Below are 21,974 nucleotides of genomic sequence, written 5' to 3' on the forward strand. Positions count from 1 at the left end.
ACCACCTAGAGCAGCTTCCGGACGGCGGAAGCGAAGCGCAGGGGCGCGGCGGCGTCGGCGTAGGAGAAGCCGAGCGAGGGCTCGGTGAGTTCCAGTTCGAGCAGGGCCGGCGCGCCCCCGGCGGTACGGACGAGGTCGATCCTGGCGTACAGCAGGTCGGCCCGGCGCAGCCCACGCAGGTCACAGGCCGCGTCCAGCACGTCCTCGGCCAGCCGCCGGAAGCTCGGTTCCGGCTCGGCGACGCCGAGACGCTCGGAGCGATACAGCCCCGATCCGTCCAGATCGGACCCGGTGAGCATCGCGCCCTTGGTGAACGAGTGCGAGTACACCCCGCCGAAGAACACCAGCGCCGTCTCGCCCTCGGAGTCCACATGGGACTGGTACGGCTGGAGCAGGGCGGTGTGGCCCGCCGCGTGCAGGCCGACGAGGTGCTCGGCCGCGGCCTCGACCTCGCCCGCGGCGAACCGCGCGGCGCCGATCGAGCCGACCCCAATACTGGGCTTGAGCACGAACTCCGCGTCCGGCCAGTGCGGCGTTCCACCCGGCGAGACCAGCTCGGTGGGCACGATCGACACCCCGGCCCCGGCCAGGTCGGTCAGGTAGGCCTTGTCGGTGTTCCAGCGCACCATGCCGGCCGGGTTGCACAGTCTCGGCACCCGATCGCACCAGTCCAGGAACTCGGTGAGCCGGTCCGTGTAGTCCCAGGTCGCCCGCAGGATCGCCAGGCCGGACGAGAAGTCGGCCACCGGGTCGTCCCAGACCGCCCAGCGGGCCCGCACACCGAGGGCCTCGAGCGCGGGCAGCACCGCACTCTCGTCACCATCGCCCTCGGGAAGCTTGCGGCAACCGACCAGGATCGCCTCGGCGGTCACGCTCGCGTCCAGGAGGCGGCCATCCGGCGGCGGTGCCTGGCGCCGATCTCGGTGGCGTTGACCGTGTCCGCGTCCCAGCTCGACAGCTCGAGGTCGGCCACCGCAGCCACCAGCGCCTCGCCGGTGGCCGGTCCGGGCACGACGATGTCGCCGAGGGCGCCGTCGTCGCCCACCAGCACCACCCTGGCGCCGCCGCGTCCGACGTGCTCCACCACGGCGCGGGACGGCGTCCCGTGCCGGGCGACGAACTGCCGAGCTGCCGCGAGCTGGCGGCGGGTCGGCTCCGGGGTCTTCTCGGTCTCCTCCGTGTCAGCCACGAGGCGAGTCTAAGGGGCACCGACCCCGGGATGTGGAACATCGTGGCCCCGGCCATAGTTGTCACCGGCGGCCACGACGGCAGCAGGTAACAGGCAGGCAGCAGGCAAGGAGGAGATATGCCCACGGCAGTACGCGTCCGGCAGCACGGTGGCCCCGAGGTACTCGAGGTGGCCGAGGTCGACACTGCGGCGCCCGGGCCCGGTGAGCTGACGATCGACGTGGCCGCCGCGGGGGTCAACTACATCGACACGTACCTGCGTAGCGGTGTCTACCCGCACGACCTGCCGTTCACCCTCGGCCAGGAGGGCGCGGGCAGGGTCAGCGCCGTGGGCGGCGAGGTCCGCGAGTTCGCGGTGGGTGACCGCGTCGCCTGGCAGGGAGCGCTCGGTGGCTACGCGCGGCAGGCGGTGATCCCCGCCGGGGCGGCGGTTCGCGTCCCGGACGGGGTGTCCGACGAGGTCGCGGCGGCGGTGATGTTGCAGGGGATGACCGCGCATTACCTGGTGGCCTCCACCTACCCCGTCCAGCCGGGCGACACGGTGCTGGTGCACGCGGCCGCCGGTGGGGTCGGTCTGCTGCTGGTCCAGCTTGCCAGGGCCCGCGGCGCGCGGGTGCTGGGCACGGTGTCCACCGCCGAGAAGGAACGGCTGGCCCGCGAGGCCGGCGCCGACGAGGTGATCCGCTACACCGAGGTCGACTTCGCGGAGCAGGTGCGGAGGTTGACCGGCGGCGAGGGGGTCGCCGCCGCCTACGACGGGGTCGGCAGGTCCACGGTGGACGGCAGCCTGGCCAGCCTCCGGCCGCGCGGCATGCTGGCACTGTTCGGCGCGGCGAGCGGTCCCGTGCCGCCGCTGGACCCGCAGCGGCTCAACGCGGCCGGTTCGGTGTTCCTGACCCGGCCCTCCCTGCCGCACTACACCGCCACCCGCGCGGAGCTGGACTGGCGAGCGCGCGAGATATTCGACGCGGTGACCAGCGGCTCGCTGCACGTCCGGATCGGCGCCAGCTACCCGCTTTCCGAGGCCCGCAGGGCACACGAGGACCTGGAGGGCCGCCGCACCACCGGCAAGCTCCTCCTGCTCCCCTGAACCACCTCGGCGTCAGCCGGAGACGCTGACGGCGTCGACGACGAAGACGAGGGTGTCCTGGGCCAGCGGGTGGTTCGGCTGGTTGCCGTAGGCCATGTCCGCGGGCACGACCAGCAGCCTGCGGCCGCCCTCCTTCAGGCCGAGCAGGCCCTCGTCCCAGCCGCTGATGACCTCGCCGTTGCCGACCGTCAACGCGAACGGTTGCTTGCCGAAGGAGGTGTCCTTCTCCTGTCGGTCCGCCCAGGTGAGCAGCAGGTAGTCCATCTCGACCTGGCTGCCCTGGGTGATCTCGGGGCCGTCGCCCTCGCTGAGGTCCTCGGTGAGCAGCTCGGACGGCGGTGCGCAGTTGCCCGGGATGGTGATCTCCGGCTTGGCACCGAACTCCCCGGACACCTCGATGTCCTCGGCGGTGCACTCGGGGCCCTGGTCGCCGGGCGAGGTCGTGACGCTGCCCTCGGTCCGATCCGGTTCCTCCGAAGCCCCGGAGGACTGGGCGATGTGTGTCGGTGTCGGATCGCTGCCCGGGGGCTGGTCCGAGGGCTCCTCCGTGGACGGTGAACACGCACCGAGTGCGACTGCGGCGACCGCCGCGACCATGATCGTGCCAGCTTTGCGCATGGCGCCAACCTTAACCGGGCGCCGACCCGCCGTTCGCCGGACCCGACATCGGCACCGGCTCCGCACCGGTGTGCAGGATGCCGAGCCGCTGGGTGGCCCGGGTGAGCGCCACGTACAGGTCGTTCAGGCCGTTCGGTGACTCGGCGACGATCTCGTCCGGGGACACCAGCACCACCGCGTCGAACTCGAGGCCCTTGGCCAGCTCCACGGTCAGCAGGGACAGCCGCGCGTCCTGCTCCTCCGGTGCGGGCAGCAGGTCGTCCAGTGCCGTGCCCAGCGGTTCCAGCAGGGAGGCGGGGCACAGCACGGCGACCGTGCCACCGTCGGCCGCGACCAGTTCCCGCTCGGCCAGGCCGCGAATGCCTTCGGGCACCTCGGCGACGTCCAGGCGACGCTGCCACGGCACCATCCCGGACTCGCGGACCGAGGTCGGCACCGCCAGGTCCGGATTCGCCGCGGCGAGCACCCGCGCGGCCACGTCCATGATCTCGGCAGGCGTGCGGTAGTTCACGGTCAGCTCGCGCAGCCGCCACCGGTCCTCGACATAAGGTCGCAGCACCTCGGCCCAGGACGAGGTGCCGGCGGCCGAGCCGGTCTGCGCGACATCACCGACCACGGTCATGGACCGGCTCGGGCACCGCCGCATCAGTAGCCGCCATGCCATCGCGGACAGCTCCTGCGCCTCGTCCACGATCACGTGCCCGAAGGTCCAGGTCCGGTCCCGCGCGGCCCGCTCAGCCGCGGTCAGCTCGCCGCTTCGCTGCTGCCGTTCGGCCAGCAGCTCGGCGTCCAGCACGTCCCTGACCCGCAGGACCTCCTCGTCGATGATCTCCTCGTCCTGTTCCAGGACGTGCAGCACGCCCTCGGCGTACGCGCGTTCCTCGCGTTCCCGCTGCTCGCGCCGCGCCTTCGCCTCGGTGTCGTCCACCCCGAGCAGCTCGGCGAGCTCGTCCAGCAGCGGGACGTCCGCGGGGGTCCAGTACGAACCGGGCGCGCGGAGCAGCGACTCGCGTTCCGCCGCCGTGAGGTGGCCCGCGGCCGCGCTCGCCAGCCGGTCGGCCGAGCCGTAGAGGTCGCCCAGCAACTCCGGTGGGCCGAGCTTGGGCCACAGCCGGTCGAACGCGGCCCGCACGCCTCCGTCCTCGGCCAGTTCCGCGCGAATGGTGGCCAGGTCCTGCGCGTCCAGCACCTCGGCGTCCGGGGTCTCGTCCTCGGTCAGCGCGATCTCCGGCAGGCCCTCGAACACGTTGTCCTCGGTCCGCTGCGCGGACTGCCGGGTGAGCTCGTCCAGCAGGATGTCCACGAACACCCGCCGGGCGAGATTGTGCGGCCTGCGGGTCTCCCTTGCCTTCTGGCGCGCCCGCTCGCAGGGTTCCCGTTCCAGGGTCAGTATCTCGCCGTCGACCTCGATCTCCAGCACGGGGTCGGGCACCTGTTGCCGGTCGGCGACGGCCTGCTCCAGCACCTCGACCATGCACGGGCGGCCCTTGATCTCGGTCGCCTCCCTGCTGTCCTCGCCCAGCGCGGTCAGGCCCGGGTACAGCTCCCCCACGGTGGCCAGCAGCACGCCGGTCTCCCCCAGCGAGGGCAGCACCTGCCCGATGTAGCGCAGGAAGGTGCTGTTCGGGCCGACCACGAGGACGCCTCGGCTGGTGAGCTGTTCCCGGTAGGTGTAGAGCAGGTAGGCGGCGCGGTGCAGGGCCACGGCGGTCTTGCCGGTGCCTGGACCGCCCTGCACGACCAGCACGCCGTTCAACCCGGACCGGATGATCTGGTCCTGCTCGGCCTGGATCGTGGCGACGATGTCGGCCATCTCGCCGGTCCGCCTGCGCTCCAGCGCGGCGAGTAGCGCGGCTTCACCGGCCAGCCCGAGGTCATGGCCCTGGTCGGCCGCGTTCAGGTCGAGGATCTCGTCGTCGACCCCGACCACCTTGCGGCTGAGTGTGCGAATGTGCCTTCGCCTGCGCACCCCGTCCGGCGAGGCGGCCGTGGCCAGGTAGAACGGCCGGGCCACCGGGGCGCGCCAGTCCACCAGCAGCGGCTGGTAGTCGTCCTCCTCGTCGAAAAGGCCGAGCCTTCCGATATGCACGGGCTCGTCGTGCTCGAAGTCGAGCCGGCCGAAGCACAGCCCCTGCTCCACCGAGTTGAGCTGGGAGAGACGCTCGGTGTAGGTGGTCGCGGCGGTGTCCCGTTCGGCCCGAGCCTGCGGTGGACCGCCCGACTGCCGCAGCGCATCGGTGAGCCGGGCCTGCGCGGTCTCGCGTTCGGTGTCGAGCTTGGCGTACAGCAGCGTGAGGTAGTCCTGCTCCGCTGCGATCTCCTCGGTGCTGTCCTGATCCCGGTCGGACGGGGACACTGACAAGGGCAACCCACTTTCGGGTCGGGAGATTGATCGGCCGAGTGCACCAACGTCGCAGGCCACGCCGATGTTCCCGGCTGGGGCCGGAAGTTCAGGACCGCGGCGTCCGCGGGAACGCGGTCCAGGAGGAGGCCGGGAAGCGCAACGGTGCAGTGGGGAGACTCGACATGTCCCTATGTTCTCACGCAGCCACGGCCGCGGCGTCATGATCAACTCCACCGACTTCGGCGCCGTCGACGGCGCCGAAGTCCCGCTAGGTGACGTCCACGAACGGCAAACGGGCGTACGTGAGCAGCCAACTCACGCGCGTGGGGAGCAAACACGCTTACATGAGCGGCCAACACGCCCGGGCCGGCGTGTTGGCCGTCGGCGTAGGCGAGTTGGCTGTTTGCGTACGGCCAACAGGCGGCCGGTGGGTCAGAAGGGCAGGCCGAGAACCGGGAGGCCGATGGCGGAGTCCACGGCGAGGGCACAGAACACGATCATCAGGTACGTGTTGGACCGGTGGAACAGCGACATCGGCTTGGTCCGCGCGCCCGCGCGGACCGCGGCGTACAGCCGGTGCGCGTAGAACAGGAACCAGGCACCGGCCAGGGCGGCGAAGGCGGCGTACAGCCAGCTGGTGGCCGGGGCCAGCAGCAGCGTCCAGCCCACCATGACCCACGAATAGATGACGATCTGCCGCGCCACATGCTGCGGGGTCGCCACCACCGGCAGCATCGGCACTCCGGCCCGCTCGTAGTCCTCGCGGTACTTCATGGCCAGCGCCCAGGTGTGCGGCGGGGTCCAGAAGAAGATCACGCCGAACATCACCAGCGCCGGCCAGGCGACCGTGTTCTCCACCGCGGCCCAGCCGATCACCACCGGCATGCAGCCCGCCGCTCCGCCCCACACCACGTTCTGCGGGGTACGCCGCTTGAGCACCAGCGTGTACACGAAGATGTAGAACAGGATCGTGCCGACGGCCAGCATCGCGGCCAGCAGGTTCACCGTGAGCAGCAACACGGCGAAGGACGCCAGTCCCAGCGCCAGCCCGAAGACCAGCGCGCCCAGCCTCGGCACCGAGTCGCGCACCAGCGGACGCCGCTTGGTGCGGTTCATCACCTTGTCGATATCGGCGTCGATCACGCAGTTCAGCGCGTTCGCGCTGCCCGCGGCCATGGTGCCGCCGACCAGCGTCGCCAGCACCAGCCACGGCGAGGGGATGTCCCGTGCCGCGAGGAACATCGCCGGAATCGTGGTGACCAGCAGTAGCTCGATCACCCGCGGCTTCGCCAGCGCGGCATACGCGCCGACGGTGCGCAGGAAGCCACGCCCGCCGCGCACGGGAGGTTCGCCGGTGGGGCGCACGGAGCCGGCGGCGCCATCGACGCCGGAGCCGGTGGGGTCACCGCTGCCATGCGCAGCGTGCACCAACGACATTTCGCTCCCTGCATCAGTTCGGGTTGTGGGCGCCGATCGGAGCAACCCCGAGGCTGCCACCCGTCGTGATCGTAGTTGGCGAGGTTTCGTCCCCCGTTCGCGGGTCCGCGGTGCGCGGCGCCCTGCCGACCCGGCCGCACCTACTACTCTGGCGACTGCGGGCATGGCTGGATTTCGGTATCGATTAAGATGACGGCCGGCTGCGCACTTGGTCGACAGATACAGTCAGGAGTTCGAGTTCAGTGTCCCACCCGTCGTCCCACACCGCCCCCACCAGCGAGAACAACCGACTAGTCCAACGGAACGTCCCCGCCGACTGGAGCGAGCAGGACACCCGCGCCGTGGACACCGTCCGGGTCCTTGCCGCCGACGCGGTGGAGAACTGTGGCAGTGGCCACCCTGGCACGGCGATGAGCCTCGCCCCCGCCGCGTACTCGCTGTTCCAGCGGATCATGCGGCATGACCCGGCCGATCCCGAGTGGCCCGCCCGCGACCGGTTCGTCCTCTCCGCCGGGCACAGCAGCCTCACCCTTTACATCCAGCTGTTCCTCGCCGGCTACGGGCTGGAGATGACCGACCTCGAGCAGCTGCGCAAGTGGGAGTCGAGGACCCCCGGTCACCCTGAGTACCGGCACACCCCCGGCGTGGAGACCACCACCGGACCGCTCGGCCAGGGCCTGGCCAACGCGGTGGGGATGGCGATGGCGGCCCGCAGGGAGCGCGGGCTGCTCGACCCCGAACCGGCACCAGGGGAGAGCCTGTTCGACCACGTCGTCTACGTGGTCGCCTCGGACGGCGACATCGAGGAAGGCGTCACCTCCGAGGCCTCCTCCATCGCGGGGCGCCAGGAGCTCGGCAACCTGGTCGTGATCTACGACGACAACAAGATCTCCATCGAGGACGACACCACCATCGCGCTGTCCGAGGACACCGCCAAGCGCTACGAGGCCTACGGCTGGCACGTACAGGTGGTCGACGGCGGTGAGGACGTGGTGGCCTTCGAGCAGGCGGTCGCGGCGGCCAAGGCGGAGACCGCTCGGCCCTCGTTCATCCTGCTGCGCACCGTCATCGGGTACCCGGCACCGAACAAGATGAACACCGGCAAGGCACACGGCGCGGCACTGGGCGCGGACGAGGTGGCCGCGGTCAAGGAGATTCTCGGGTTCGACCCCGAGCGCAGTTTCCAGATCGAGGACGAGGTGCTGGCGCACACCCGCGCGGCACTCGACCGCGGCAAGCGGGCGCATGCCGAATGGCGGCAGCGGTTCGAAGCCTGGGCCGCCGCGAATCCGGAGCGCAAGGCGTTGGCCGACCGGCTGCGCACCCGCAGCCTGCCGTCGGGCTGGGAGCGGAAACTGCCGGAGTGGGATCCGGACGAGAAGGGCATCGCCACCAGGAAGGCGTCCGGCGAGGTACTGAACGCGGTCGGGGATGTGCTGCCCGAGCTGTGGGGCGGCTCCGCCGACCTGGCCGAGAGCAACAACACCATCATCAAGAACGCCACCTCGTTCGGGCCGGAGGCTGCGGCGACCGAGATGTTCCAGGCCGAGCCCTACGGCCGGAACCTGCACTTCGGCGTGCGTGAGCACGCGATGGGCTCCATCCTGAACGGGATCGCATTGCACGGCGGTACCCGGCCCTACGGAGCGACCTTCCTGATCTTCAGTGACTACATGCGCCCCGCGGTGCGGCTGGCCGCGCTGATGAAGGCACCGGTGACCTACGTCTGGACGCACGACTCGATCGGCCTCGGCGAGGACGGCCCGACGCACCAGCCGATCGAGCAGCTGTCCGCGCTGCGCGCCATCCCCGGCCTGAACGTGGTACGCCCCGCCGACGCCAACGAGACGGCGGCGGCATGGAAGGCGGCGCTCGAGGACAACGACGCCCCCTCCGGCCTGGCACTGACCCGGCAGAACGTGCCGGTCCTGGACGGTACGAAGGAGAAGGCGCTCGAGGGGGTCGCCAGGGGCGGCTACGTGCTCGCCGACGCCACCGGCGGCAACCCGGACGTGGTGCTCATCGCCACCGGCTCCGAGGTGCAGCTCGCGGTCGAGGCGAGGAACACGCTGGAGGCCGAGGGCGTTTCCACCCGTGTGGTGTCGATGCCGTGTGTCGAGTGGTTCGACGCGCAGGACGCGGCCTACCGTGAGTCGGTGATCCCGGCCGGGGTGAAGGCACGAGTGGCCGTCGAGGCCGGCGTCGCACAGTGCTGGCACCGCTTCGTCGGCGACGCGGGCGAGGTCGTCTCGATCGAGCACTTCGGAGCGTCGGCCGACTACAAGACCCTGTTCCGCGAGTTCGGTCTCACCGGCGACGCCGTCACCGCCGCCGCGCGCCGTTCGCTGGAGCGGTCCGGCAAATAACACGCGAAGGGGATGAACAGATGAGCACCACCGATAGGCTCGCCCAGCTTTCCGAGGCCGGGGTGTCGGTCTGGCTCGACGACCTGTCCAGGGAACGGTTGAACACCGGCAATCTCGCCGAGCTCATCCGGGACAAGCACGTCGTCGGCGTCACCACCAACCCGACGATCTTCGCGGGCGCGCTCTCCGCGGGCGCGGCCTACGACGAGCAGGTCGCCGAGCTGGCCGGGCGCGGCGCGGATGTGGACGCTGCGGTGCGCGAACTGACCACCACCGACGTGCGCAACGCGGCCGACCTGTTCCGCGAGGTCTACCGGGACACCGGCGGCGTGGACGGCCGGGTGTCCATCGAGGTGGACCCGCGGCTGGCCAAGGAGACGGACAGGACTGTCGCCGAGGCGCAGGATCTGTGGAAGACAGTGGACCGGCCGAACGTGCTGATCAAGATCCCGGCCACCGAGCAGGGGCTGCCGGCGATCACCCGCACCCTGGCCGAGGGCATCAGCGTCAACGTCACGCTGATCTTCTCCACCGACCGCTACCGCGCGGTGATCGAGGCCTTCTTCGCCGGCCTCGAGCAGGCCAAGGCGAACGGGCACGACCTTTCCGGCATCCACTCGGTCGCCTCCTTCTTCGTGTCCAGGGTGGACTCCGAGGTGGACAAGCGGCTGGCGGAGATCGGATCCGGCGAGGCGAAGGCCATGCTCGGCGAGGCGGCGATCGCGAACGCACAGCTCGCCTACGCCACCTACCTGGAGATGTTCGCCACCGACCGGTGGAAGGCGCTGGCGGAGCACGGCGCCAACCCGCAGCGCCCGCTGTGGGCCTCCACCGGGGTGAAGAGCCCGGAGTACTCCGACACCCGCTATGTGGATCGGCTGGTGGTCGCCGGCACGGTGAACACCATGCCGGAGCAGACCCTGGAGGCGGCGGCCGACCACGCCGAGATCACAGGGGACACCGTCACCGGAACCGAGGAACGGGCCAGGGCGGTGTTCGACCGGCTGGAGGTGATCGGGGTGAACGTGGCGGACGTGTTCCGCGTACTGGAGAACGAAGGCGTGCAGAAGTTCGAGAAGTCGTGGACCGAGCTGCTGGACACGGTCTCCGGGCAGCTCGACAAGGCAAGGAGCTGACGAGGCGGATGGCGGACTCCACAATGCTCGCGGTCGCGGTCGGCGAGGTCGTCCCCGGCGAGACCGTCGCCGACCTGGTGGACAAGCTCGTCGAGGAGCGGGTGGCGAGCAGGCTCGCGGCACAGGATCCCACGCTGTGGGGCCCGGACGCCGAGTCCGAGGCCGCCATCCGGCTGGCCTGGACCACGCTGTACAAGACCTCACGCCCGCTGATCGGCGAGATCGAGGCGTTGCGTGAGGAGCTCCGGTCCGAGGGTGTGGACCGGGTGGTGCTGGCCGGGATGGGTGGCTCCTCGCTGGCGCCCGAGGTGATCACCGCGGCCGAGGGCGTGCCGCTGACCGTGCTGGACACCACCGACCCCGGCCAGGTGGCCGACGCGCTGGCCGGCGACCTGGACCGCACGGTGCTGGTGGTGTCCTCCAAGTCCGGCGGCACCGTGGAGACCGACAGCCACCGGCGGATCTTCGCCGCGGCCTTCACCGAGGCAGGCATGGACGCGGCGTCCCGGATCGTGGTGGTGACCGACCCCGGCTCACCGCTGGCCGAGCTCGCCGAGTCCGAGGGATACCGCAGGGTGTTCCTCGCCGACCCGAACGTGGGCGGCCGCTACTCGGCGCTGACCGCGTTCGGGCTGGTGCCGGCGGGGCTGGCGGGCGCGGACGTGGCCAGGCTGCTGGACCAGGCCGCGAGCGCCAGCGACATGGTATCGGCCGATGTGGACGACAATCCCGCGCTGAAGCTGGCCGCCTCGCTGGCCGCGGCACACGACGCCGGCGCGGAGAAGGTGGTGCTGACCACTACCGACGCGGGCAGCGCGAGCACGCTGACCGGCTTCGGCGACTGGGCTGAGCAGCTGATCGCGGAGTCCACCGGCAAGCAGGGCACCGGGCTGCTGCCGGTGGTGGTCGGGGGGCCGAACGCCCCCGGGTTCGATGATGCGGGCCCGGACGCGCTACCGGTGGCGATCGGGCCGATGCTCGGTGCCGCCAGGGTGAGCACCCGCGGCCCGCTCGGTGGGCAGTTCCTGCTCTGGGAGTACGCCACCGCGATCGCCGGCAGGCTGCTCGGGATCAACCCGTTCGACCAGCCCGATGTGGAGGCCGCGAAGAAGGCCGCGCGGTCCCTGCTGGACGACCCGAGCGCGCTCGGGGGTTCGCAGGCTCCGTCCACTGTGGTTGGTCACGTGGAGGTGTATGCCTCGGCGGGGACCTCGGGCGACGACGGGCTGGCGGCCGTGCTGCGCGAGTTCCTCGGTTCCGCGCCGGAAGGCGGGTACCTCGCGGTGCAGGCCTATCTCGACCGGCTGGACGACGCCTCGGCGGCGCTGCTGCGCACCGAGCTGGCCGGCCGCGCCGGGCTGCAGACCACCTTCGGCTGGGGCCCACGGTTCCTGCACTCGACCGGGCAGTACCACAAGGGGGGCCACCAGAACGGGATCTTCCTGCAGATCACCGGTGCGGTGGAGAACGACCTCGACGTTCCCGACCGCCCGTACACTTTGGGCACACTCCAGCTCGCGCAGGCGCTCGGCGACGGGCAGGTGCTGCTGGAGCACGGCAGGCCCGTGCTCCGCCTGCACCTCACCGACCGGGCGGCGGGACTGGCCGAACTCGTCCGTGCGATTCAGGAACTGTGATACATGAGTCGTCAGTGGACCAACCCGCTCCGGGACCCGCGGGACAAGCGGCTGCCGAGGATCGCGGGCCCCTCCAGCCTGGTGATCTTCGGCGTCACCGGTGACCTCTCGCGCAAGAAACTGATGCCCGCGATCTACGACCTCGCGCATCGTGGGCTGCTGCCCGCGGGGTTCTCCCTGGTCGGGTTCGCCCGCAGGGAGTGGGAGCACCAGGACTTCGGCGAGATGGTGCACGACGCGGTGGCCGAGCACGCGCGCACGACCTTCCGGGAGTCGGTGTGGAACCGGCTGGCCGAGGGCATCCGTTTCGTCCCGGGCACCTTCGATGACGACGACTCCTTCGACCGTCTCGCGCAGGCCGTGCGGGAGCTCGGCGAGGAACGCGGCACCGGCGGCAACACGGCGTTCTACCTCTCCATCCCGCCGTGGGCCTTCCCGGTGGTGACCAAGCAACTGGCCCGCTGCGGCCTCGCCGACTCCGACGCCGACACCTGGCGCCGGGTGGTGATCGAGAAGCCGTTCGGGCACGACCTGGCCAGTGCCAAGGAGCTGAACAACGTCGTCAACGACGTGTTCCCCGAGGAGTCGGTGTTCCGGATCGACCACTACCTCGGCAAGGAGACGGTGCAGAACATCCTGGCGCTGCGCTTCGCCAACCAGTTGTTCGAGCCGATCTGGAACGCCAACCACGTGGACCACGTGCAGATCACCATGGCCGAGGACATCGGACTCGGCGGGCGCGCCGGCTACTACGACGGGATCGGCGCGGCCAGGGACGTGATCCAGAACCACCTGCTGCAACTGCTGGCGTTCACGGCGATGGAGGAGCCGCTGTCCTTCGAACCGAACGCGCTGCGCGCGGAGAAGGTCAAGGTGCTGGCGGCCACCAAGGCATTGCAGCCCTTCGACCAGACCACCGCGCGCGGGCAGTACGCGGGCGGCTGGCAGGGCGGCACCAAGGTGCCCGGCCTGCTGCAGGAGGACGGCTTCGCCAAGGACTCCACCACCGAGACCTACGCGGCGGTGACCTTGGAGGTACAGAACCGTCGCTGGGCGGGCGTACCGTTCTACCTGCGCACCGGCAAGCGGCTGGGCCGGCGGGTGACCGAGATCGCGGTGGTGTTCAAGCGGGCCCCGCACCTGCCGTTCGACTCCTCCTCCACCGAGGAGCTCGGGCAGAACGCGCTGGTGATCCGGGTGCAACCGGACGAGGGTGTCACCCTGCGGTTCGGCTCGAAGGTACCCGGCACCACCATGGAGGTCCGGGACGTGACCATGGACTTCGGCTACGGGCACGCGTTCACCGAGTCCTCGCCGGAGGCATACGAGCGGCTGATCCTGGACGTGCTGCTCGGCGAGCCCTCGCTGTTCCCGGTGAACGACGAGGTCGAGCTGTCCTGGCGGATCCTCGACCCGGTGCTGGAGCACTGGGCCGAACATGGTGCGCCCGAGTCGTACCAGCCCGGCTCCTGGGGACCACCCTCGGCCGAGGACCTACTCGCCCGCAGCGGCAGGCACTGGAGGCGGCCATGATCATCGACCTGCCGTCCACCACCACCTCGCAGGTCAACAACAAGCTGGTCGAGCTGCGCGAACGCGGCGGAGCCGTCGCGCTGGGCAGGGTCCTCACCCTGGTCATCGCGGCGGAGGACGACGAGCACCTCGAGGAGGCTGTCGACGCGGCCAACGAGGCCAGCCGGGAGCACCCGTCCCGGGTGATCGTGGTGGCCAAGGGGTCGCGCCCGGCCGCGGCGCGCATCGACGGGCAGATCCGGGTCGGCGGCGACGCGGGTGCCAGCGAGGTGATCGTGCTGCGGCTGTACGGTCCGCTGGCCGGTCAGGGGCAGAGCGCGGTGATCCCGTTGCTGCTGCCGGACGCGCCGATCGTGACCTGGTGGCCCAGTGCTGGGCCGAAGGCACCGGCCACGGACCCGCTCGGGCAGATCGCCCAGCGCCGGATCACCGACTCGGCCGCGGAGAAGAGCCCCATCCGCACGCTGACCGCGCGCGGCAGGTCCTACGTGGCCGGGGACACCGACCTCGCCTGGGCCCGGCTGACCCGCTGGCGCGCGCAGCTGGTCTCCGCGCTCGACCTGCCGCCCTACGAGAAGGTCACCGGGGCGACGGTGACCGGCGAGGCGGACTCGCCGTCCACCGAGCTGCTGGCCGGCTGGCTCGCCGAGTACCTCAAGGCCCCGGTCAAGCGGGTGAAGACCAGCGAGGCGCAGGGCATCGTGTCGGTGAGCCTGAACCGCCGGTCCGGGCCGATCGAGCTGCACCGGCCGGACGGGCGCGTCGGCAGGCTCACCCAGCCGGGCCAGCCCGCGCGGCGGATCGCGCTGCAGCGCCGGGACACCAGGGACTGCCTGATCGAGGAGCTGCGCAGGCTCGACCCGGACGAGGTCTACGAGGCGGCGCTGCACGGGCTCGAGAAGCTCGCCAGCGGTACCGGCCGCAAGCGCGGCACCACCGCCAACGGCGGCAAGGCAGGCAAGGGCGAGGCGAGAACGACCAGGAAGGCCGCCACGTGAGCAATCCCGATGTGGTCGTGCACGCCGATCCGGAGCTGCTCGCCGCGGCCTGCGCGGCCCGGCTGATCACCGCCGTACTGGACGCGCAGGCGGAGCAGGGCACCGCCTCGGTGGTGCTGACCGGCGGCGGCACCGGCATCGCGGTGCTGGAGCAGGTGCGCCACTCCCCCGCACGGGACGCGATCGACTGGTCGCGGGTGGACCTGTACTGGGGCGACGAGCGGTTCCTTCCCGCGGACGACGACGAGCGCAACGAGAAGCAGGCCCGGCGGGCGTTGCTCGACCACATCCCGGTGGATCCGGCCCGGGTACACGCGATGGCGGCCTCGGACGGCGAGTTCGGTGCCGACCCGGAGGCCGCGGCCGCCGACTACGCCAGGGTGCTGGCCGAGGCCGCGGGTACGGGGCAGGACGTGCCCGCCTTCGACGTGCTGCTGCTGGGCCTCGGCGGCGAGGGGCACACCGCGTCGATCTTCCCGGACTCCCCTGCCGTGCACGAGAGCGAGCGCTCGGTGGTCGCCGTGCGTGACTCACCGAAGCCCCCACCCACCCGGATCTCCCTGACCCTGCCCGCCATCCGGCGGGCACGCGAGGTCTGGCTGGTCACCACCGGCGAGGCCAAGGCCGAGGCGGTCGCCCTCGCCCTCGCCGGCGCGGACGAGGTACGGCTCCCGGTCGCCGGTGCCCGCGGCCGGCGCACCCGCTGGCTCCTGGATCGCACCGCCGCACCCCGCCGCTAGAGATCTCCGCAGCTCAGACGGCGTGTTTGCCGTCCACGTACGCGTGTTTGCCATCCATGCACGCGAGTTGGCCGTCCACGTGGGCGAGTTTGCCGCGCACGGCGTCACCCCTCGGACACGCGCGGTGGTGTAGTTGCGCTTCGTGCACAGTGTGCCGCACTATCACCCGAACAGGTGTCTCAGCTCGGCAATTTGACCCCTCCGATAGGAATAATCGCACTCTTAGCATCCGCACATTTGTTCGTTGCTGCGCGTCCCATTCACGCCACGAGCACCTCTCTTCAGTAAGCGTCCACAAGACGAGAGGTCCAAGCCATGACCACAGAGGGACTCTTCATCCAGGGAGTTTCGGTCGGCGGCCCTGGCGCGGGGGCCGCCGACCGAGCACGGCGACCGGCCACACTGACCGACCAGTCATCCCGGTCGCCGTTCTTCCGGCGCCTCGGGGTCCGCTCATTCGGACTCGATGCGGCCGCGATCCTGCTCGCCGTCCTCGACGTCTGGCTGGTGATTCCGGCGGAGGCCCAGCCCTACTCGATGGTGCTGTCCGGCATCGCCTGCCTGGCGCTGGTGGCGCGGCGCTGGTTCCCGTTCATCGTCCTGCTCGCCACGATTCCCGGCTTCCTGGTCGGTTGGTCCCAGCTGGCGGCCATGATCGCGCTGGGCATGCTGGCCACCCGCATGCAGATGCACTGGCAGGTGTGGGTCGGCGCCACGCTGATCTGGATGTGCCGGTTCGTGCAGTGGCCACCCGAGGACTTCCTGGCGCAGAGCTGGCAGGAGCACGTCTTCCACGGCATCTACGGGGTCATCGTCGCCGGGATGCCGGTGGCGATCGCGTTCCTGATCGGGGCACGGACCGAGCTCTCGGCACGGCTCAGAGAGCTCGCCGACAGCAGGGACAGGGAGAAGAAACTGCATGCCCAGGCCGTGCGCGCCGAGGAACGGGCGAGACTGGCCAGGGAGATGCACGACATGGTCTCGCACGACATCACCCTGATCGCCATGCAGGCGGGGGCGTTGACGATGGCCAACTCCACCGAGGACGCCCAGCGCACCGCCAAGACGATCCGCGAACTCAGTACTCACACCCTCGAGGAACTGCGTGCGCTGGTCGGCATGTTGCGCTCGGGCGTGGAGCACGAGGAGGCCCAGCCCGGCATCACCGAGCTGAAGCAGCTGGTGCGCAACGCGGACGTGCCGGTGCAACTGACCGTCGAGAGCGTCCCGAACAGCCTGCCGACCCAGGTGTCCAACGCCGCGTACCGAACCGTCCAGGAATGCCTCACCAACGTGCACAAGCACGCGCCCGGCGCGAAGGCGGTGGTCCGGGTGCTGGGTGAGGAGGACGGTCTGCGGATCGAGGTGCTCAACGACCGGGCCCGCAAGCAGGTGTGCGGCCTGCCGTCCGGCGGCAACGGGCTGTCCGGGCTGGCCGAGCGGGCGCGGCTACTCGGCGGCACCTTCGAGACCGCCCCCACCGACGACGGTGGCTTCCGGGTCCAGGCTCACTACCCCGTCTCCTCCGCCTGACCGCTGCGCGTGACCCGTTCCCCACGACAACGCGGGGAACGGGTCCCTCAGCGCGACGGATCTGGAGCTGTGCCACCAGTCGGGGGACGAACAGCCCGCGCTCCGTGGTTCCGAGCCGGGATCAGCGCCGCCAGCTCAAGCCGGGTGGCTCAGACTTCGCGACGCTGGCGGAGACGCTCGAGGGCGTCGGCCAGGATGGCCTCGCCGTCGGCGTCACTGCGCCGCTCCTTCACGTACGCGAGATGCGTCTTGTACGGCTCGACGCGGGGCGCCTCGGGCGGGTTCTGCTCATCCTGCCCGCCGGGTAGCCCGCAGCGCGGGCAGTCCCACTCGTCGGGAATCTCGGCGTCCATGGAGAACGAGGGCCGTGCCTCGTGCCCGTTGGCGCACCAGTAGGAGACCCGTCGGCGGGGCGCGGACTCGCCACGCTCCGACTCGCCGGACGGGCCGGCACCGACCCTGGTGCCCCGAATCGCGTTACCGCCAACCATGAATCCTCACAGTGTCTCGTCAAGACGCGAGATCGGCAGCTGCCTCCCCAGCACGATGGCGCCCCGCAGCAGCGTGTCCCGGCTCGGCCGGGACACGCATCCGCAGGGCGCCATCTGCTCCGACATCACGTCTTGCATTGTTTTCACACTTATGGAAACGGTGGCGCACCCCCCGATGAGGCACGCCCGCACACTAGACCTTGAGCAGCAGCCCAAGACCGATGATGGTGATCAACCAGACCGCGCCGAGCAGCAACGTGATCCGGTCGAGGTTCTTCTCGGCGACGCTCGAGCCGGCGAGGCTCGACTGCATGCCGCCACCGAAGAGGGACGACAGTCCGCCGCCGCGACCGCGGTGCAGCAGCACAGCCACGATCAGCAGCACGCTGGAGGCGATCAACAGGATCTGCAGGAACAGCTTCATCTCATCCTCGTCAGTGCGACGGCAGGTTGTCCCAGGCTACCGGGTAACCGCCACGATCAGGGTAACGGCCCACCAGCGGCGAGCGCGCAGAGTTTCGTGAACTCCTCGGCGTCGAGGCTGGCCCCACCCACGAGCGCCCCGTCGACGTTGTCGCACGCCACCAGGTCGGCGATGTTACCTGACTTCACCGACCCTCCGTAAAGCACACGCACCTCGTCGGCGACCTCCTGGCCGTACTTCTCGACCAGCGCGGCGCGGAGCGCGGCACACACCTCCTCGGCGTCGGCCGGGGTCGCCACCCGGCCGGTGCCGATGGCCCACACCGGCTCGTAGGCGATCACCGTGCCGCGAACCTGCTCGGCCTTGAGCCCCTTGAGCCCGGCGACGAGCTGCCCGGTGGTGTGCGCGATGTGCTCACCCGACTCGCGGACATCGAGCTGTTCGCCCACGCAGAGGATCGGGGCGAGCTCGTGCTTGAGCGCCGCCCGGACCTTCTTGTTGACCAGCTCGTCGCCCTCCTCGTGGTGCTGGCGCCGCTCCGAGTGCCCCACCACCACATACCTGCAGCCGAGCTTGGCCAGCATCGCGGCGGACACATCGCCGGTGTAGGCCCCGGAGTCGTGCGGGGACAGGTCCTGGGCGCCGTGGCCGAGCAGCAGCTTGTCCCCGTCGATCAGGGTCTGCACGCTGCGGATGTCGGTGAACGGCGGGAGCACCGCCACATCCACCTTGGCGAAGTACTTCTCCGGTAGCGAGAAGGCGATCTTCTGCACCAGCGCGATGGCCTCGAGGTGGTTGAGGTTCATCTTCCAGTTGCCGGCGATCAACGGCTTGCGCGCCATCACTCACTCCCCTGCTGCAGCACGGACACCCCGGGCAGTTCCTTGCCTTCCAAGTACTCCAGCGACGCACCGCCACCGGTGGAGATGTGCGAGAACCCGTCCTCGGGCAGGCCGAGCACCCGCACCGCGGCGGCCGAGTCGCCGCCGCCGACCACGCTGAACGCGGGCGAGTCCGCGATGGCCTCGGCCACGCCCCGGGTGCCCTCGGCGAAGAGGGCCATTTCGAACACGCCCATCGGTCCGTTCCAGAACACGGTCGCGGCCTCGCTCAGCGCGCCGGCGAAAGCGCGCACGCTGTCCGGGCCGATGTCCAGGCCCATCCAGCCCTCCTCGATCGCGTCCACCGGCACGGTGCGGGTGTTCGCGTCCGCGGCGAAGGCGTCCGCCGCGATCACGTCCACCGGCAGCACGAGCTTGTCCCCGGCGTCGGCGATCAGCCGCTCGCAGGTGTCGACCATCTCCGCTTCCAGCAGCGAACCGCCGACCCCGTAGCCCTTGGCGGCGAGGAAGGTGAAGCACATCCCGCCGCCGACCAGCAGCTTGTCCACCTTCGGCAGCAGGGCCTCGATCACCGCGAGCTTGTCGGAGACCTTGGAGCCACCGAGCACGACGGCGTAGGGCCGCGCGGGTTCCCCGGTCAGCCTGCCGAGCACCTCGAGCTCGGCGAGCACCAGGCCACCCGCGTAGGCCGGCAGTTCCCGCGCCACCTCGTACACCGAGGCCTGCTTGCGGTGCACCACGCCGAAACCGTCGGACACGAACGCGGCGCCCTCCCCGGCCAGCGCGGCGAGCTCACCGGCCAGCTCGGCCCGTTCGGCGGCGTCCTTGCTGGTCTCCCTCGGGTCGAAGCGCACGTTCTCCAGCAACGCGACCTGCCCGGCCGCCAGGGAACCCGCCAGCGCCTTCGCGTGCTCGCCGACCACGTCACCGGCCAGCTCGACCGGGCTGCCGAGCAGCTCGCCGAGCCGGGCGGCGACCGGGGCGAGGGAGTACTTCGGCTCCGGCTCGCCCTTCGGCCTGCCGAGATGGGCGGTGACCAGCACCTTGGCCCCGGCCTCGGCCAGCCGCCTGATCGTCGGGAGCGCCGCGCGTACCCGGCCGTCATCGGTGATCGTCTGCCCGTCGAGCGGGACGTTCAGATCGGACCGCACCAGCACGTGGCGGCCCTTGACGCCCGCACCCAACAGGTCCTCGAGTGTCGTGACCGCCATCGCTCAGGACAGCTTGCTGCCGACGAGCTTGACCAGGTCGGCGAGGCGGCTGGAGTAGCCCCACTCGTTGTCGTACCAGCCGACCACCTTGACCTGGTTGCCGATGACCTTGGTCAGCGGCGCGTCGTAGATGCAGGACGCCGGGTCGGTGACGATGTCGGACGAGACGATCGGCTCCTCGCTGTAGCGCAGGATGCCCTTGAGCGGGCCGTCGGCCGCCGCCCGGTAGGCCGCGTTGATGTCCTCGACGGAGGCGCTCCTGGACAGCGTGACGGTGAGGTCGGTGCTGGAGCCGGTGGGCACCGGAACTCGCAGCGCGTAGCCGTCCAGCTTGCCGTTCAGCTCGGGCAGCACCAGGCCGATCGCCTTGGCGGCGCCGGTCGAGGTCGGCACGATGTTCAGCGCCGCGGCGCGGGCGCGGCGCAGGTCCTTGTGCGGGCCGTCCTGCAGGTTCTGGTCCGCGGTGTAGGCGTGGATGGTGGTCATCAGGCCCTGCTCCACGCCGAACGCGTCGTGCAGCACCTTGGTCAGCGGCGCGAGGCAGTTGGTGGTGCAGGAGGCGTTCGAGATGATCGTCTGCGAACCGTCGTAGGCGCTGTCGTTCGCGCCGAGCACCACGGTGAGGTCCTCGCCCTTGGCGGGCGCGGAGATGATGACCTTCTTGGCGCCGCCCTCGAGGTGCTTGCGGGCGTCCTCGGCGTTGGTGAAGAAGCCGGTGGACTCGACCACGACGTCCACGCCGAGGTCGCCCCACGGCAGCTTGGCCGGGTCCCGCTCGGCCAGCGCCTTGATGGTCTTGCCACCGACGACGATGCCCTCGTCGTTGGTACTGACCTCCTCGGAAAGCCGGCCGAGGACGCTGTCGTACTTGAGCAGGTGGGCCATGGTCGCGACGTTGCCGAGGTCGTTGAACGCGACCACCTCGATATCGTGGCCGCTTCCGACCCGCAGGGCATGAACAGCCCTGAAGAAGTTGCGGCCGATCCGGCCGAAGCCGTTGACGCCTACGCGAACCGTCACTGCTCTGCTCTCCCTCGGGTCCGCCCCGGGCGTACCGGGGTCCACTTGATGCGGGCTCTGGAGTGTCCTCGGCCGTAACCCTAGCGTGCCGACCTGCGTCGATCCGCAGGACCCGGACGAGATCCGCGTTACCTGCGAAGATCAGGCGAATCGATCAAGATGCCAGCTCGCGCTCCAGCGGCGTGCGGAACCGAGGGACCAACCGGACCTCGCCGAACCACTCCCGCAACCGGTCCGCCTTGGCCTCCACCGCCGCCTCGGCCTCGCCGCCGATGTCCTCCAGCAGCCGGTAGCCGACCTCGCCGTCGGGGCGCTGGGTCCAGCCGCCGACGATCCGGCCGTCCGACCAGACCGTGGGCCCGATATTGCCGTTGCGGTCGAACAGCCGCGGGCCGTACTCGCCGAGGAACCAGCCACGCTCGGACCAGCCCATCGGTGTCGGATCGAGCTCGGGCAGCAGCGCGACCCAGGGCGCGGGGGTGGCCACCGGCTCGAGGTCGTCCGGCAGCACCAGACCCGGAGTGCCGTCCAGGTCGACCTCCGCGGGGCCGATCTCCGCCAGCGCCTTCCCGGTCTGGCCCGCCGTCCAGCCGGTCCACCAGCGCAGGTCGCCGATCCGGGCGGGACCGTAGGCGTACAACCAGCGGCGGGCCAGCTCGACCCTGGCCTGGTGCTCGTCCGGCTCCGCCAGCCCGCCGGGCAACCAGGCCGCCATGGGCGACCACTCGTACTGGCTGCTGAGCCAGGACCCGCGCGGGCGACCACGCACGATCCGGCCCTCCGCGGCCAGCTGGAACAGCACCCTGCTGGTGACGTTCGGGGTGGCCGCGTAGGGCTTGCCCGGCGACATCAGCAACCGCTGCCGCAGCCTCGGCTCGTCCTCGGCCAGTTGCTGCGCCGTGGCGGCTCCCCTCGCCAGCAGCGCGCGCTCGGTGGCATCGGACACCTCGGCGAGCCAGGCCTCCGGTTCCGGGACGTTCTCCGGGTAGCCCTGCTCACCGAGGTGTCGCACCAGCAGTTTTCGCTGCTTGCGCGCGATATCCGCGGTGCATCCCGCCTGCACCACCGGGGCGACGCCGGTGGGCACCACGAACATGGTGCGCCGCATGCCGAGCATCCGCAGCAGCGTGCGCTCCTCGTAGAGGGCCCGCTCGGTGCGCGCGATATCGGGCTCGGCCGAGCGGGCGGCCACGGCGAGATGCACCGTGGCCGGGTCGGTCGCATGCAGCGCGACCATCGCCTCGGCCACGGCCTCCGGCCGCCCCGCGGTCCCGCCACCGGCCAACAGGTGTCGCGCGCCGAGCCGGGCCCTGCGCTGCTGAACGTCCATCCTCCGGGTCACGCACGCCTTCCTAGCACCCCGCAC

The 21,974-nt window shown here is 70.8% G+C and carries 20 protein-coding genes; 8 read left to right on the forward strand and 12 right to left on the reverse strand.

The window, feature by feature from the left end; translation table 11 throughout:
• Positions 1-5: 5 nt before the first annotated feature.
• Together FB471_RS29710 and FB471_RS29715 are read right to left on the reverse strand one after the other, a co-directional pair.
• Entirely contained in the window at positions 6-872 is an 867-nt protein-coding gene (locus FB471_RS29710) for an ATP-grasp domain-containing protein (protein WP_142003011.1), read from the reverse strand.
• A complete protein-coding gene (locus tag FB471_RS29715) occupies positions 869-1,189 on the reverse strand; it encodes a hypothetical protein (RefSeq protein ID WP_142003013.1) in 321 nt (106 codons plus the stop codon). The genes FB471_RS29710 and FB471_RS29715 overlap by 4 nt, the downstream gene beginning before the upstream one ends.
• 117 nt (positions 1,190-1,306) lie before the next feature.
• Between FB471_RS29715 and FB471_RS29720 the strand changes: the two genes are divergently transcribed.
• Positions 1,307-2,278 carry a quinone oxidoreductase family protein gene (locus FB471_RS29720; protein ID WP_142003015.1) on the forward strand — a complete coding sequence of 324 codons (972 nt, stop codon included), beginning with the start codon at positions 1,307-1,309 and terminating at the stop codon, positions 2,276-2,278.
• Between the two features lie 12 nt (positions 2,279-2,290).
• On the opposite strand, the gene FB471_RS29725 is transcribed toward FB471_RS29720, so the two are convergent.
• The 3 genes from FB471_RS29725 to FB471_RS29735 form a co-directional block, all read right to left on the reverse strand.
• Positions 2,291-2,896, reverse strand: coding sequence for an FKBP-type peptidyl-prolyl cis-trans isomerase (locus FB471_RS29725; protein WP_142003017.1), 606 nt, complete (start codon positions 2,894-2,896; stop codon positions 2,291-2,293).
• Between the two features lie 10 nt (positions 2,897-2,906).
• Positions 2,907-5,258, reverse strand: a complete 2,352-nt coding sequence (locus FB471_RS29730) for a HelD family protein (RefSeq protein WP_246076785.1) — start codon at positions 5,256-5,258, stop codon at positions 2,907-2,909.
• Between the two features lie 414 nt (positions 5,259-5,672).
• Entirely contained in the window at positions 5,673-6,677 is a 1,005-nt protein-coding gene (locus FB471_RS29735) for a heme o synthase (RefSeq protein WP_142003021.1), read from the reverse strand.
• Positions 6,678-6,919: 242 nt separating this feature from the next.
• Between FB471_RS29735 and tkt the strand changes: the two genes are divergently transcribed.
• From tkt to FB471_RS29770, 7 genes are all read left to right on the forward strand, one after another.
• Positions 6,920-9,043: a transketolase gene (gene tkt, locus FB471_RS29740; RefSeq protein ID WP_142003023.1), complete on the forward strand. Its 2,124-nt coding sequence runs from the start codon at positions 6,920-6,922 to the stop codon at positions 9,041-9,043.
• A gap of 20 nt (positions 9,044-9,063) precedes the next feature.
• Positions 9,064-10,179, forward strand: a complete 1,116-nt coding sequence (gene tal, locus FB471_RS29745) for a transaldolase (RefSeq protein ID WP_142003025.1) — start codon at positions 9,064-9,066, stop codon at positions 10,177-10,179.
• 8 nt (positions 10,180-10,187) lie between these two features.
• Entirely contained in the window at positions 10,188-11,816 is a 1,629-nt protein-coding gene (locus FB471_RS29750; protein WP_142003027.1) for a glucose-6-phosphate isomerase, read from the forward strand.
• Between the two features lie 3 nt (positions 11,817-11,819).
• The gene (gene zwf / locus FB471_RS29755; RefSeq protein WP_142003029.1) at positions 11,820-13,349 is read left to right on the forward strand and encodes a glucose-6-phosphate dehydrogenase; all 1,530 of its coding nucleotides are present in this window, start codon (positions 11,820-11,822) and stop codon (positions 13,347-13,349) included.
• Positions 13,346-14,347 carry a glucose-6-phosphate dehydrogenase assembly protein OpcA gene (gene opcA / locus FB471_RS29760; RefSeq protein WP_142003031.1) on the forward strand — a complete coding sequence of 334 codons (1,002 nt, stop codon included), beginning with the start codon at positions 13,346-13,348 and terminating at the stop codon, positions 14,345-14,347. Before zwf ends, opcA begins: the two co-directional genes overlap by 4 nt.
• Positions 14,344-15,087 carry a 6-phosphogluconolactonase gene (pgl, locus tag FB471_RS29765; protein WP_142003033.1) on the forward strand — a complete coding sequence of 248 codons (744 nt, stop codon included), beginning with the start codon at positions 14,344-14,346 and terminating at the stop codon, positions 15,085-15,087. Before opcA ends, pgl begins: the two co-directional genes overlap by 4 nt.
• Before the next feature lie 315 nt (positions 15,088-15,402).
• Positions 15,403-16,620, forward strand: coding sequence for a sensor histidine kinase (locus FB471_RS29770; RefSeq protein WP_142003035.1), 1,218 nt, complete (start codon positions 15,403-15,405; stop codon positions 16,618-16,620).
• A 149-nt stretch (positions 16,621-16,769) separates the two neighbouring features.
• On the opposite strand, the gene FB471_RS29775 is transcribed toward FB471_RS29770, so the two are convergent.
• The 7 genes from FB471_RS29775 to FB471_RS29800 all read right to left on the reverse strand — a co-directional run bounded on the left by FB471_RS29775 (position 16,770) and on the right by FB471_RS29800 (position 21,950).
• Positions 16,770-17,111, reverse strand: a complete 342-nt coding sequence (locus FB471_RS29775; RefSeq protein ID WP_142003037.1) for an RNA polymerase-binding protein RbpA — start codon at positions 17,109-17,111, stop codon at positions 16,770-16,772.
• Positions 17,112-17,117: 6 nt separating this feature from the next.
• Entirely contained in the window at positions 17,118-17,240 is a 123-nt protein-coding gene (locus tag FB471_RS35585) for a hypothetical protein (RefSeq protein ID WP_281287455.1), read from the reverse strand.
• A gap of 64 nt (positions 17,241-17,304) precedes the next feature.
• Complete coding sequence (gene secG / locus FB471_RS29780; protein ID WP_142003039.1) at positions 17,305-17,535, reverse strand: preprotein translocase subunit SecG; 231 nt, start codon at positions 17,533-17,535, stop codon at positions 17,305-17,307.
• A 56-nt stretch (positions 17,536-17,591) separates the two neighbouring features.
• On the reverse strand, positions 17,592-18,377 hold the full coding sequence (gene tpiA / locus FB471_RS29785; RefSeq protein WP_142003041.1) for a triose-phosphate isomerase: 786 nt from the start codon (positions 18,375-18,377) through the stop codon (positions 17,592-17,594).
• Complete coding sequence (locus FB471_RS29790) at positions 18,377-19,588, reverse strand: phosphoglycerate kinase (RefSeq protein WP_142003043.1); 1,212 nt, start codon at positions 19,586-19,588, stop codon at positions 18,377-18,379. The genes tpiA and FB471_RS29790 overlap by 1 nt, the downstream gene beginning before the upstream one ends.
• Positions 19,589-19,591: 3 nt before the next feature.
• Entirely contained in the window at positions 19,592-20,608 is a 1,017-nt protein-coding gene (gene gap, locus FB471_RS29795; protein WP_142003045.1) for a type I glyceraldehyde-3-phosphate dehydrogenase, read from the reverse strand.
• A gap of 154 nt (positions 20,609-20,762) precedes the next feature.
• Positions 20,763-21,950: a winged helix DNA-binding domain-containing protein gene (locus tag FB471_RS29800; RefSeq protein ID WP_142003047.1), complete on the reverse strand. Its 1,188-nt coding sequence runs from the start codon at positions 21,948-21,950 to the stop codon at positions 20,763-20,765.
• Between the last annotated feature and the right edge of the window lie 24 nt (positions 21,951-21,974).

Source organism: Amycolatopsis cihanbeyliensis (genome assembly GCF_006715045.1).
GTDB classification, from domain to species: Bacteria; Actinomycetota; Actinomycetes; order Mycobacteriales; family Pseudonocardiaceae; genus Amycolatopsis; species Amycolatopsis cihanbeyliensis.

What these genes read in the sequence shown, in the direction of transcription:
- secG (WP_142003039.1), bottom strand. Translation starts at nt 17,535, where the DNA reads ATGAAGCTGTTCCTGCAGATCCTGTTGATCGCCTCCAGCGTGCTGCTG.
- FB471_RS29775 (WP_142003037.1), bottom strand. Translation starts at nt 17,111, where the DNA reads ATGGTTGGCGGTAACGCGATTCGGGGCACCAGGGTCGGTGCCGGCCCG.
- zwf (WP_142003029.1), top strand. Translation starts at nt 11,820, where the DNA reads ATGAGTCGTCAGTGGACCAACCCGCTCCGGGACCCGCGGGACAAGCGG.
- FB471_RS29725 (WP_142003017.1), bottom strand. Translation starts at nt 2,896, where the DNA reads ATGCGCAAAGCTGGCACGATCATGGTCGCGGCGGTCGCCGCAGTCGCA.
- opcA (WP_142003031.1), top strand. Translation starts at nt 13,346, where the DNA reads ATGATCATCGACCTGCCGTCCACCACCACCTCGCAGGTCAACAACAAG.
- FB471_RS29790 (WP_142003043.1), bottom strand. Translation starts at nt 19,588, where the DNA reads ATGGCGGTCACGACACTCGAGGACCTGTTGGGTGCGGGCGTCAAGGGC.
- FB471_RS29750 (WP_142003027.1), top strand. Translation starts at nt 10,188, where the DNA reads ATGGCGGACTCCACAATGCTCGCGGTCGCGGTCGGCGAGGTCGTCCCC.
- tpiA (WP_142003041.1), bottom strand. Translation starts at nt 18,377, where the DNA reads ATGGCGCGCAAGCCGTTGATCGCCGGCAACTGGAAGATGAACCTCAAC.
- FB471_RS29720 (WP_142003015.1), top strand. Translation starts at nt 1,307, where the DNA reads ATGCCCACGGCAGTACGCGTCCGGCAGCACGGTGGCCCCGAGGTACTC.
- FB471_RS29735 (WP_142003021.1), bottom strand. Translation starts at nt 6,677, where the DNA reads ATGTCGTTGGTGCACGCTGCGCATGGCAGCGGTGACCCCACCGGCTCC.
- FB471_RS29770 (WP_142003035.1), top strand. Translation starts at nt 15,403, where the DNA reads ATGACCACAGAGGGACTCTTCATCCAGGGAGTTTCGGTCGGCGGCCCT.
- tal (WP_142003025.1), top strand. Translation starts at nt 9,064, where the DNA reads ATGAGCACCACCGATAGGCTCGCCCAGCTTTCCGAGGCCGGGGTGTCG.